Genomic DNA, 12,564 nt, shown 5'->3' on the forward strand with positions numbered 1-12,564 from the left:
TGCGTATTCCCGCGCTTTACGAGGAGCCCTCCGATGCGGCCAATAACAATAAAGAAGTCGTTCAACGGTCTTTCCATCCTGGCCCTGGCGCTCGCCGCACTGGCGGGTACGGCGCAGGCGGCCGACAGCCAGGGGGCCTGCGGCGTGCCGGGGCTTGAGCCTTGCCCGCAGCCTTTCGACAAGGTGCTGCCGGCGGCCAAGGACATGCTCACCTGGGACCAGGACACCCGGGTCGTGGGCTTTCGCAACACCTATCGTCTGTACGGCGGCGACGTCTTCGCCCCGCACGGCGCCACGCCATACCCCTTGCCGCAGGCCAGCCACAAACTGAGCGACGTGCAGTACCAGTTGGCCGGCAAGGCCCACAACCTGGCGGACTACCTGGCCAACCAGAGCGTGACCGGCCTGCTGGTGCTCAAGGATGGCAAGATCGCTTATGAGCACTACGGCAAGGGCAACACTCCGCAGACCTTGTGGACGTCGCGCTCGGTGGCCAAGTCGGTGGTCAGCGTGCTGGTGGGCATTGCCGTCAAGGAAGGCAAGATCCACTCGCTGGATGACAGGATCAGCCGGTATGTCCCGGAGCTGGAAGGTTCCGAGTGGCAGGATGTGACCCTGCAGCAGCTGTTGCAGCACACCTCGGGCGTCGTCTGGGACGAGAACTACGCCTCGAAGGATTCGGACTTCTCGCACATGACCCAGTGCGAGGCCACCGCCGATCCCTATCACTGCGTGCTCGAGCTGGTGCGCTCGGTCAAGCGCAAGCCCGGGGTCAAGCCGGGCGAGGTCTGGTCGTACAACACCGGCGGGGCCTGGCTGGTGGGTCGGGTGCTGGAAAACGCCACCGGCATGACCATCGCCGAGTACCTGCAGAGCCGTGTGTGGAGCCGCTACGGCATGCAGCAGGCTGGGGTCTGGCATGCGCTGGTGCCCGGAAAGGTAGACATGGGCGGCCACGGCTTCAATGCCACGTTGCGTGACTGGGGGCGGTTCGGCCAGTTCGTGCTGAGTGGCGGGCAATTGCCGCAGGGCGAAAAGCTGCTCCCGGACGACTGGATCGCGCGCTCCACCCACTGGACCCAGGCCAAGGGCTCAGTGACGGCCGCCGCGCCGAAGGGGCAGTACGGCTACCAGTGGTGGTACAACGCCCCGGCCCCGGACAGCGATGCCGAACCCAAGCGCACCGCCACCAGCGACCAGACGTTCTGGGCGCTGGGCATCTTCGGCCAGAGCATCGCCATCAACCCGGCGGAGCGTCTGGTGGTGGTGCAGTGGTCGACCTGGAAGAACGCCGAAAGCCCCGGCTCGCTGTATGACGAGCAGGCGGTGTTCGTCAACGCAGTGGCCAAGACGCTGAGCCAGTAGCGCCGGGCGAGGGCAGGGCGCCGGCAAGCGCCTGCCCTGTCACACGCGAAACCGCGACACGCTCGCCTGCATGCCCTGGGCAATCTCGCCCAGGCGCTGCGCCGCCGAGGCCAGCTGCCGGGTGGTGTCGGTACTGTCCCTGGACATGCGGGCGATCAGCTCGACCTGCTGCGCGACATCCTGGCTGGCCCGGGTCTGCTCACCGATGGTCTGCGAGATCTCCTCGACCACCGAGGCGGCGCGGCGGGCGCCTTCACGGATCTGCTGGATCGACGCCCCGGCCTGGGTGGCCAGCTCCACGCCGGCGCGCACCCGGGTGACGCCGGTCTGCATACTGTCGACGGCGTTGCCCGTGCTTTGCCGGATGCGTTCGATCATGCCGGTGATCTCCCGGGTCGACTGCGCCGTGCGCCCGGCCAGCCCGCGTACTTCGTCGGCGACCACGGCAAAGCCGCGCCCGGCCTCGCCGGCACGGGCGGCTTCGATGGCCGCGTTCAAGGCCAGCAGGTTGGTCTGCTCGGCGATGGTATTGATCACCTGGATGATCGAGTGGATTTCTTCCGAGCTTTGCCCCAGCACCGTGATGGTCTCGGAGGAGCGGTTGACCGCTTCGTCGATGCCCTGCATGCCGCCAACCACGTTGAGGATGACCTCGCCACCGTCGCTGGCCAGGCGCTCGGACTGCCCGGAGATGGCCTGCGCATCGCGTGCGTGGTCGGCGATCCGCGCCAGGTTGGCGATCATCTGCTCGGTGGCCGAGGCCATGCTCACGGCGCTGTCGGACTGCTGGCTGGTGCGTTGCACCAGGCTGCTGGAGGCCAGTCCCAGTTCATCGGCCACTTCGCGCAGCAGCAGGTTCTCTTCATGGATGGCCTTGATCATGTTGCCCAGGCTGTCACGCATGTCCGCCAGCGAACGCAACAGATGCCCGGTTTCGTCACGGTCGTGGACCTCGATCGCGGTGGTGAGGTCGCCCTGGGCGATACGCTCGGCAACCGCCATGGTCTGGCTCAACGGCCGCAGGATGGAGCGCAGCAGCAGGAAGGTGCACAGCGCCAACGCCAGGGTCGCCAGGATCATCCCGCCCACCAGCACGCTGATGCCCTGGTGCAGGGTGGCGGTGCTCTGTTCGCGGCTCTTGTCGGCATTGCCGGCGATCAGGTCGCTCAGGGTGCTGTTGCGCTGTTCCAGCTCCTTGAAAGCGGCGACGAAGGCCGGCAACTGCGCCTGCGCTTGCTCAGGCGATTGCAACGCTAGCTGGATGATCGACGTGGCGCTGGCGATGTAGTGGTCGAGGAGGGGGCCCAGGTCGCTGATGGCCTGGTGCAGGTCGTTGTCCAGGGGCAGTTCGAGGTTGCTTTGCACGACGCTGCGGAACCACTTGGCGTGCTCGTCGAGGTCGGCCAGTACCTGGTTGGCGGTGTCGGTATCGCCCGGCTTGACCAGCAGGGCGGCCAGCACATCGGCGCGCAGTGCATCGTGCATCATGTCGCCTTCCATATGATTGCGCAGGGCGGCCATGCTGGCCTCGCTGCGCTGTAATGCCTGGTTCTGGTCATGCTCGGCGAGCAGGCCGCTGCCGCCGAGCAACAGGGCGGCGAGGATGCTGACAAGACCGAACCCGATGGTTTTCTGGCGAATGTCCATTTTCGAACAGGCTCCGTGGGGTGGGTTTGGTGAGCATAGATGGTTGGCCAGGCGATGCACGGGGCATTGCCGTCGGGACTGAAACAGAGCACATTCAGCTTTTTCAGCGATTGATCGGAGCTCAAACAAGACCCTGCTGACTTGCAATTTCTCTCAAGCAGAGATCCAAGGCCCGCCTTTGAAACCTCACCGGTGCCTCAGGAAGCCCGATTTTCCGTAGAGTTCTCGCTTTTTAGGCGGAGGATTCTGCCATGTCCAAGCGATACGAACTTTCCGACGCAGAATGGGAAATAGTCGCGGAACTCTTCACAACACATCGACGTACAGGACGCCCAAGAGTTGACGACCGCTTGATGCTCAACGGTGCGTTGTGGGTGCTGTGCTCCGGTGCAACCTGGCTGGACATGCCTGAACGATTCGGGCCTTGGTCGACGGTATATCGACGATTTCGAGACTGGCGAAACCAAGGAACCTTCAACAAGATGCCCACTCCACTGCACGCTCTCAGGTGGTCACGCCAGCGACATCTCCCATGCTCAGCGACTGCTGGACGGTGTTCACATACCCTCGAGCCGAGGTAGGCCACGCAAGCGCTGCCGCTGGCTCCTGGCCGACAAAGGCTATGACGCAGAATCCTTGCGGCAATACTGCGACCGCTATCGGATCCAGCGGTGATTCCGCTGCGTGACATGAAACGCAAACCGAAGCAGGGCTTACCGCGCCTGTTTGACAAGCCCAAGTATCGGCAGCGGAACGCCATCGAGCGGCTATTTGGTTGGCTGAAGGAGTACCGCCGCCTGGGTACGCGCTATTGCAATCTAGCGGAAAGCTTTGCTGCGATGGGCACGCTGGCTTGCTGGCGGCGATATTTACGACATGACTTTTCGTACAGTGCCTAGACCAGATCGGCCCGCGTTGCGCCATACAGCGGTATGGATTGACTCACCCAGGCGAAGGCAAAGCGGGCAAGATAGTTCTTGGTGAAGCTCAAGAAGCGTCCTGGCGTATTTCGGGCGTATGGCTGGCAGAATTGTCTAGTTGAGAAGTTGAGCCGACCCACTACCCCAATGCCTGGACCATACTCACAAGCGCCATGGCCAACCCTTCATCGTTAGAACATTTGCCCCGGTGACTGCATGAGCAAGAAAGTCCTGATCGTCGACGACCACCCGCTGATTTGCCAGGCCATTGCCCAGGCCCTGGCGCCCATTGGCTTCGAAACCGTGGGCGAGACCGCCGATGGGGTGGATGCGCTGCGCATGGTCGCGGCGCTGGCGCCGGATGTGGTGATTCTCGATATCGGCCTGGAAAAGCTCGACGGCCTGAGCGTGCTGCGGCGCATCACCCGCGAAAAACTGCCCACCCGGGTACTGATCTACACCGCCCAGGCCAAGGAAAACTACGCCGCCCGCTGCCTGCAGGCCGGGGCCAGCGGTTTTGTCAGCAAGAGCGAGCCGATCGGCAAGCTGATCAAGGCGCTGGAAACGGTGGCCGACGGCTACGTGTTCTTCCCCCGCGACGCCATGCCGTTGCTGGGCAAGCCCGAGTTCAACGGCGACCTGGAAGACCTCACCGATCGCGAATTGCAGATCTTCAAGCTGCTGGCCGAAGGCTTCTCAAACGGCGATATCGCCACCCGGCTGAGCCTGAGCGCCAAGACCGTCAGCGGCCACAAAATCAATATCCAGACCAAACTCGGGGTGGCTTCGGTGATTGAACTGGCCGATATCGCACGCCGGCACAACCTGGTCTGAGCACTGCCTGTGAACCGCCTTCCACACCTGTTGGCCTGCCAGCTGCTGTTGCTGTGCTGGCGCGTCGGCCTTGCCCAGGAACATGAGCTGCAGCCCTTGGCTCGCCAACCCCTTGAGCAGCTCAAGGTGCAGCTCACTGCGCCCGAGCGGCTGTGGCTGGCGCAGCGTCAGGCGCTGGTGGTGGGGGTTATGCAGGAACCCTTGCCGCCGCTGCGCATCTTTACCGAGGGTCAGCGGTTGGAGGGGCTGCTGGCCGACTACGTGGTGGCGCTGCAGCGTGAGCTGAGTGTGCCGGTGCGGGTGCGTGCGTTCGACTCGCGCAAGGCGATGTATCGCGCCTTGCGCGAAGGCCGTATCGACATGGTCAGCAACATCAACCCGCTGATGGCCGACAGCCACGGCCTGGCGTTGAGCCCGCCCTATGTCCGCACCGAACTGGGGTTGTTCGCCGAGGGTGGCAACTTGCATGAATACAGCGTCGACGATGGCCAGACCCGCATTGCCGTGGCCAACGGCATGATGCTCGAGCTGTTTCAGAACGCCGGCGGGCGCGGGCGCTTTCTGCACTACCCGTCGGCATTGTTGGCCATGGCCTCGGTACTCACCGGCGAGAACGATGTGTTCCTGGGCGATGCGCTGTCCACCCAGTACCTGTCTAGCCAGCTGTTCAGCAACCAGCTGGTAGTCAACCAGAGCGCCAGCTTGCCGCAGGTGCCAGTGGGTTTTGGCCTGGAACCGGGCAATACCATGCTGCTGGGCATCCTCAAGCGCACGCTCGGAGGGCTGAAACCTTGCCAGGTCATCGCCGCGCAGCAGATATGGAGCGGTGCCGAGGGCTGCAAGGCCGATGACCTGCGCTCACGCCTGACCCTTGCCCAGCGGACCTGGCTGGACAGCGCCGGGCCGGTGCGACTGGTGGTCAGCGAAGACTTGGCGCCATATGCCTTCTTCAACAACCGCGGGCGTTTCAACGGCATTGCCTCGGATGTGCTGGACATCATCCGCCGCCAGACCGGCCTGCACTTTGAAATCCACCGGGTCAGCTCGCTGAGCGAGGCCGATGGCCTGCTGCGCCAGGGCGCGGCTACTTTGAGCATCCTGCCCGAAGCCTCGCCGTCGGCACCTGCGCGTTACCTGCACAGCCGGGCGCTGGCCACCGCGCCCTACCTGTTCGTGCAGCGCCAGGAGGGCACGCTGCAACGCATGGATGCGCTAACCCGCGGCACAGTGACGGTGGCCAAGGGGTATCTCGACCCACAGCAACTGCAAGCCCGCTACCCGCACCTGGACTTCTGGCAGACCGAGACCATGGGCGAGGCATTCAAGCTAGTGCGCGACGGCAGCGCCGACATAGTGCTGGCACCGGCCAACGTGGCGCGGTATTACCTGTCGTACAAGTACGAGAGCAGCCTGAAGATCGGCGGCGTTTTCGACGACCCCGGTGTGCGCATCGTGTTCAGCGCGCCCCAGGGGCAGGCGCAACTGGTCGGCATCCTCGACCAGGCATTGCTGGACATCACCCCGGGCCAGTCGCTGCAGATCATCGGCCGCTGGCGGGCCAACTCGGCCACCGACGACAAGTACTGGGAGGGTGTGGCGTCGTTCATCTGGCGCTCCTTCGAACTGCTCGGCGTCCTGCTGCTGGTGGCCGGGCTGTTGATTGTCACCCAGCGCCGACGCATCCGCCGCAAGCGCCACGACTTGCAGCAGCGCCAGTTGCTGCTGGACGAGCTGCAACTGGCCAAGGCCTCGGCCGACCGCGCCAGCCGCGCCAAAACCGTGTTTCTGGCGACCATGAGCCACGAGATCCGCACGCCGCTCAACGCCATCATCGGCATGCTCGAGCTGGTGCTGACCCGGCGCGGCGAGGCTGAGCTCAACCAGCAGTCGATCCATATCGCCTATGAATCAGCCATCAGCCTACTGGCGTTGATCGGCGACATTCTCGATATTTCGCGCATCGAGTCGGGCAAGCTGAGCCTGGCACCGGAGCCTGCGCGGGTAGAGGAGCTACTGCGCTCGGTGGGCAACGTGTTCGGTGGCCTGGCCCGGCAGAAGCAGTTGCACCTGGACCTGGAGATCGATGCACAGGCCGGCGAGCAGGTGTGGGTGGATGCGGTGAAACTCAAGCAGATCGTATCCAACCTGCTGAGCAACGCCATCAAGTTCACCGAACAGGGCGGCGTCGAGCTGCACTGCGCGGTGCAGGCTTCGGGCGATGCGGCGTTGCGTTTTTGCATCAGCGTGGTCGATACCGGCGCAGGCATACCCGCCGCGCAGCTGGAGCAGGTATTCAAGCCGTTTTATGTCACCGACGGAGCGGTTGGCGACCCCAATGCCGGCGCAGGGCTGGGCTTGGCCATCAGCCAGGCGCTGTGCCTGCTGATGGGCGGCACGCTCAAGGTGCGCAGCGAGCCGGGCTGTGGCACCTGCATGAGCTTTGAGCTGGTGCTCGAGCGGGTGTTGGGCGACACCGCAGCGGTGGCGCAGGGCACGCCTGCCAAGGCCGGCAGCGATGTCATGCTGACTGTGCTGGTGGTCGAGGACCACTTGCCCAGCCAGTACCTGCTGGTGCAGCAGGTGGGTTACCTGGGGCACCGCGTGCTGACCGCCAGCAACGGCCTGGAAGGGCTGGCGGCATGGAGCGAGCACGAGGTCGATATGGTCATCACCGACTGCAACATGCCGGAGATGGGCGGCCTGGAAATGGCCCGCACGCTGCGCCGTCTGGAGCGTCAGCAGGGCGTCAGGCCCTGCCTGATCGTCGGCCTTACCGCCGATGCCCAACGCGAGGTGTTGCAGCAGTGCCTCGACGCCGGCATGGACCACGCGCTGGCCAAACCCACCAACCTTGCCGCCCTCAACCGCCTGATTCCCAAGCTGGGTGCCGCGCAGCCCCATGCGGCGGAAAGCCCGTCCTGGGCCACCGACATCCGCGCCGCCATGGCTCGCCAGGTGCTGGCCAGCAACCAGAGCGAAAGCGCGGCCCTGCGCCAGGCGCTGGCGGCCGGCGATGTGCAGGGCGTGCGGCGCATCGCCCACAAGCTCAAGGGCACGGCGTACCTGCTCAATCACCCGGCGTTGCTGGAGCAGTGCGTGGCGTTGGAGGATGCCTGCGCCAGTGGGCCTGCGGATGCGCAGCAGCAGGCGGGCCAGTTGCTTCTGCTGAGCCTGCAACGGATCAACCAGACCCTGCAGCCGGAATAAACCAAGACTTTTCCGGGTTGAATTCCAGAATGTTCCCGGCTGCATGGCAGATGCTTCGCTGAAGGGGCAAAGGGGCGCTGGCGTAGGCTTTTCGGACGATTCGAAGCAGGGTTTTCCGACATGTCTACCGCCTATCCCACCCCCATGCCCAAAGGCGCTCAGGTGCGTTATATCGCCCGTGCCGTGACGACGGCGCCAGATATCGACGGCGACGAGCTGCGCGCAGGGCTGCGCCGCGGTGAGTTCCAGGCCTACGTGCAACCCAAGTTCGACTTGCACAGCCAGGCGCTGCAAGGGGTGGAAGTGCTCGCCCGCTGGCAGCACCCTGTACGCGGCCTGCTGCCTCCGGCGACCTTCATTACATTGATGGCCCGCGAGCAACTGCTCGACGAGCTGCTGTGCAGCCTGCTGGAGCAGGGCCTGGCTTGCCAGTTGGCGCTGCACCGCCAGGGGCAAACGGTTGGTTTTGCCTTCAACCTCAGCCTGCAGCAGCTGGCCACTGAGGGTTTGTTGCGTCGCCTGGTGGCGCGTTTGCAGGGCCACCCCTTGCCGCTGTCGCTGGTGACCCTGGAGGTTACCGAGGACGGCTGGGGGGCCGTTACGCCGCAGGTGCTGCAGCGTTTGGCCGCCTTGCGGCGATTGGGCGTTCGCTTGTCGATGGACGATTTTGGCACCGGGCATTCGTCGCTGTGGCGCCTGGAGCAGTTACCGTTCGACGAGATCAAGCTGGCCGGGGAGTTCACTCGCCGGCTGGAAGGTTCGCGCTGTGCGCGGGCGATCGTGCGCCACGGGGTGGGGCTGGCCGGGGAGTTGGGCATGCAGTTGGTGGTGGAGGGCATCGAGACCCAGGCCCAGCGGGGGATGTTGCTGGAGCTGGGGGCCGGGGTGGGGCAGGGCTATCTGTGGGCCAGGCCCATGGCGGCGGGGCGGTTGGGGGTGTTTTTGGCGGGGAATGGGTGAGGGGGCGGTGTTTGGCAGGGCTCCCTTCGTACACCTCCCACCCCCTCAGTCATACTCGATAATGTAATTCAACGTCGCATTGGCCGCCCCGGCCTCGACCTTCACCGTCCCCTTCCTGGCATACGTCGCACTGACCGGCAGGCGATACAGCTCGCCCTTGGGCTGGGTGCTGACCCAGCTCATGGCCAGGGCGGTACCCCTGGTGAATGGCAGCAAGGTGCCGCTGCCGTTGCGCAGGGTAATTTCCACGCCTTTCGCCCCCCCGGCATCCAGGTTCAGGCGCCCGGGGCCGCTGGAGTTGCCCTCGAAATACACCCGCACCGGGATTTTGCTACCGGCCGGCATGCCTTCGCACAGCACATCCAGGTTGAAGCTTTTCTGCTTCTTGCCGATCTCGCTGAACGATACCCGGCCCATGGGGATGTTGAGCTTTTCGACACCAGCGCAGCCGGTGAAGTAGCTGCGGGTGGTGAGCTCGGTGCTGCCGCCCACCTGCAGCTGCGCCGCGTTCCAGCCGTTGATGTCCTGCTCGATGCGGTAACTCAGGTTGGCCGTGCCCTTGCCGACGAACTGCGCCGTGCGGATGAACTCCATCTGCACGGCCTTGATTACGTTGATGTACTTGCTGGTGCTGTTCGTGTAGCCCTGGTCCAGCGGCAGGCTGCCGGATGCGTTGCCGGCCCAGCTCATGAACCTGACGCCGACCCCCGGGATGCCGGTCTTGTAGACATCGGTGAAGCCATCGGCCAGCTCGCCGTCGGCCACGTAATGCCGGCCACTGTAGTTGGCAACAGCCGGGAACGGGCACTTGATCTGCCAAATCTCGGTGTGGATGGTGACCTTGGGCACCGTCGCCATCACCGCGCCCACCGCGGCGCTCTTGAGCTCTATTTGTGTGGGTGCGGTCATGCTGAAGAAGCGCTTGATGCTACCGCTACCACCGGTGTACCAGTAGCAGCCTGGGTTTGCAGCTTGGGCGTTATTGCTGGCCAGCATGGTGCCGGCCGCCGCGAGGGCGAGTAGGTTCAGTTTCATTTCATGACTCCGTTGCCGGCTGGGCGCTGCAGGTGGCGTTGACCTGGTCGTACACCAGGGATGCATCGCGCTCAGGCAGGGTGTAGGGGATGTGGCAGGTGCCGCCGGCCCAGCGCAGGTGCAGCTGGCCTTTGTCGGCGATGCCGAACACCAGTGCGCGGGACTGGTTGTCGACCACTGCCAGCAGCTTCTTGCCTTCGAGCAGCTGGGCACCAAAGGGCACCTTGGCGCCATTGGCCTGGGCCAGGCTGAACTGCACCCGGCGCCCGGCTGCGGCCTGGAAGCTGGCCTTGACCACCGCTCCGCGGCGCGGCGCCACGCGGGTCGAGGTTTCGCTGACATCGACGTCGGTGCCCAAGGTCTGGGTGTCGAGGTTCAGGTCGTTGAAGCGGTAGGGCTGTACATAACCCTCAAGCGTGTAACCGGCGCGGTCGGTGCGCCCGCTGGCGCCCTCCAGGCCCACGCCCTTGACGCCCGGCACCTCGACCAGGGCGAAGGTTTCGCCCACTGGCTGGCCAAAAGTCACGCCGCCTGAGTGGGCGACGATGGCACCGGTGGCGGTCATGTCCAGGTGGCGCGAGGGGCCGCTTTTCGCGTAGTTGCCGGCAAGCTTGGCCGAGGGTGAGTCCCAGCCCATGCCGACGCTGCCCGAGCGCTCGCGCCCGGCTTGCCCGGCCTGGGCCGAATACGAAAGCGTGCCGGCGTCGTCGAGGTAACCGGAAACCCCGCTCTGCAGGCTGTCGTCGCCCTTGCCGGCGTGGGTGTAGCTGCTGTACAGGCGCTGCGAGCGGGCACTGGCGCCGAACGGGATGCTTACCGAAAACGCCAGCTGGTTGTCCGAGTCGCGCGAGCGGCCGGCACTTTGCGTGTGCGAGGTCGAAACGTTGAAGCTCACTTCACCGATGTTGCCGTTGTAGCCCAGCTGGATGCGACGGGTGTTGCCGGTGCGGTCCCAGTAGTTGGTTTCACCGGCGCTGAGAAACACCGAGCCGTGGTGGCCCACGGTCTGGTTGATGCTCAGGTCGAGGCGGCTCTTTGGCCGGCCGTTGACAAACCCTGGGTGGCCTGCGTTGGCCGTTTCCTGGATATGCTCGCTGAGAGTGCGGTAGCCGGCGGTGGAGTAGCGGTAGCCGACCATGGTGAAGGTGGTGTTGGTGCTGTTGAGCGTCTTGGAATACAAGAACCGCGCGCTCTGGCCCGTGGCGCCGGTGCCGTGCTCGGGGCGCGAGCGGCTGTTGGTGACGTCCAGCGACATGCCGCCGGCCGGGGTGTTCAGGCCCAGGCCCAGGTTGACGGCGTTGTAGCCGTCGACGCCGAGCAGCCCGCCATAGGTGGTCAGGTTGTCGCTGGCTCCATACACGGCTGTGGCCTGCACCAGCTTGGGCGCCGGCTGGTCCTGGTTGTCGTACTGGCCCAGCGACAGGCTGTACTGGAAGGTGCCGTGGCGCACCATCACCGGCAGGTAGGAATAGGCTTGGCTGAAGCTGCGCTTGCGCCCGTCGGCCTCGATGATATTCACCTCCAGGTCGCCGTTGGAGCCACCGGGGTAAATGTCGTGGATCTCGAAGGCACCCGGCGACACCGTGGTGGAATAGATCACGTAGCCGTTCTGGCGCACTTCCACGGTGGCATGGGTTTCGGCGATGCCGCGCACCACCGGCGCGTAGCCGGACTCGTTGTCCGGCAGCATGCCGATGTCCGAACCCAACTGCAGGCCGCGAAAACGGCTGCTGTCGAATATATCGCCGTTGCTGTACAGCTGACCGATGGCCAGGCGCCCCTTGAGCGCGGTGACATCGTGCTCCAGGTAGGTGCGGTTGCTGGAAAAATGCCGTTCGCTGCCGGTGCTCTGGCTTAGCGATGAATCGTTGCGCAGGCGCCACTGGCCGAAGTTCAAACCGCTGCGCAGGCCCAGGTAGCCGTAGTCGCTGCTGAAGCCGCCACTGGTGTTGCGGTTGTAGTTCAGCTGGTAGTTGCTGAACAGCGCGGTCACGCCATCGTCCCACAGCGACGGGTCGACGTAGCCGCGCGAGCGCCGCTTGATGTAGGCCTGGGGTACGCTCAGGTACAGCGCCAGGCTTGCGGGGTCCATTTCCACCGCAGCCCCTTCGATGCGCAGCAGCACCACCGGGTCGCTGTCCTGGCTGTCTGCGTCGACGATGCCCTCGTACATGAGGCGCTCGACGTCCACGCCCAGTTCGCGCAGCAGGCCGAGGCTTAACACGGGCTGGGCGTTGGCGGCATCGCCTTCGTCATCCACCGCAAAGCGGATGTCCTGGCGGCGCTCCAGGCGCTGGTTCAGGTACAGGTCGACGCTGTAGGTGCCCGGCACCACGCCATTGGCCTGCTCGAAGTAGCGCAGGTCGACTTCGGCGCCCTTGTTCTGCAGAAACATCGGGTTGAACTGCGCTGCATGCAGCGTGCCGGCGCCGAGCAGGCTGGCGGCGAACAGGGGGATGGTGCTGTTCGCGCGCTTGCGGGCGCGCAACATTACAGGCCTCTTGGATTGCTTCGCGGTCATGAACAGCACTTTCCTGTGCGCGCAGGCACGCCGGCCGGGCGCCGGCGTGCAAGGGGGTTGAAAAGGGGTAGGGGG

At 64.9% G+C, this 12,564-nt stretch carries 7 protein-coding genes and 2 pseudogenes; 5 read left to right on the plus strand and 4 right to left on the minus strand.

The window, feature by feature from the left end:
• Positions 1–33: 33 nt before the first annotated feature.
• Positions 34–1,365, plus strand: a complete 1,332-nt coding sequence (locus ABZO33_RS20770; protein ID WP_414537544.1) for a serine hydrolase domain-containing protein — start codon at positions 34–36, stop codon at positions 1,363–1,365.
• 39 nt (positions 1,366–1,404) lie between these two features.
• On the opposite strand, the gene ABZO33_RS20775 is transcribed toward ABZO33_RS20770, so the two are convergent.
• Together ABZO33_RS20775 and ABZO33_RS20780 are read right to left on the minus strand one after the other, a co-directional pair.
• Positions 1,405–2,268 (minus strand): methyl-accepting chemotaxis protein, encoded by an 864-nt coding sequence (locus ABZO33_RS20775; RefSeq protein ID WP_414537609.1) that lies wholly within the window; start codon positions 2,266–2,268, stop codon positions 1,405–1,407.
• Positions 2,266–3,012: pseudogene (locus ABZO33_RS20780) on the minus strand (HAMP domain-containing protein); the annotation flags it as partial. The gene ABZO33_RS20775 and the pseudogene ABZO33_RS20780, both read right to left, overlap by 3 nt.
• 251 nt (positions 3,013–3,263) lie before the next feature.
• Between ABZO33_RS20780 and ABZO33_RS20785 the strand changes: the two are divergent.
• From ABZO33_RS20785 to ABZO33_RS20800, 4 genes and pseudogenes are all read left to right on the plus strand, one after another.
• Positions 3,264–3,911: pseudogene (locus ABZO33_RS20785) on the plus strand (IS5 family transposase).
• A 237-nt stretch (positions 3,912–4,148) separates the two neighbouring features.
• The gene (locus ABZO33_RS20790; protein ID WP_414537545.1) at positions 4,149–4,766 is read left to right on the plus strand and encodes a response regulator; all 618 of its coding nucleotides are present in this window, start codon (positions 4,149–4,151) and stop codon (positions 4,764–4,766) included.
• Positions 4,767–4,775: 9 nt separating this feature from the next.
• Positions 4,776–7,973 carry an ATP-binding protein gene (locus ABZO33_RS20795; protein ID WP_414537546.1) on the plus strand — a complete coding sequence of 1,066 codons (3,198 nt, stop codon included), beginning with the start codon at positions 4,776–4,778 and terminating at the stop codon, positions 7,971–7,973.
• Positions 7,974–8,093: 120 nt separating this feature from the next.
• The gene (locus tag ABZO33_RS20800; RefSeq protein ID WP_414537547.1) at positions 8,094–8,933 is read left to right on the plus strand and encodes an EAL domain-containing protein; all 840 of its coding nucleotides are present in this window, start codon (positions 8,094–8,096) and stop codon (positions 8,931–8,933) included.
• A 45-nt stretch (positions 8,934–8,978) separates the two neighbouring features.
• Here ABZO33_RS20800 and ABZO33_RS20805 read toward each other — a convergent pair whose 3' ends face one another.
• Together ABZO33_RS20805 and ABZO33_RS20810 are read right to left on the minus strand one after the other, a co-directional pair.
• The gene (locus ABZO33_RS20805) at positions 8,979–9,968 is read right to left on the minus strand and encodes a fimbrial protein (protein WP_414537548.1); all 990 of its coding nucleotides are present in this window, start codon (positions 9,966–9,968) and stop codon (positions 8,979–8,981) included.
• A gap of 1 nt (position 9,969) precedes the next feature.
• Positions 9,970–12,459, minus strand: a complete 2,490-nt coding sequence (locus tag ABZO33_RS20810; RefSeq protein ID WP_414537549.1) for a fimbria/pilus outer membrane usher protein — start codon at positions 12,457–12,459, stop codon at positions 9,970–9,972.
• Between the last annotated feature and the right edge of the window lie 105 nt (positions 12,460–12,564).

The sequence above is a fragment of the Pseudomonas sp. CAM1A genome (genome assembly GCF_047501685.1).
Lineage (GTDB): Bacteria > Pseudomonadota > Gammaproteobacteria > Pseudomonadales > Pseudomonadaceae > Aquipseudomonas.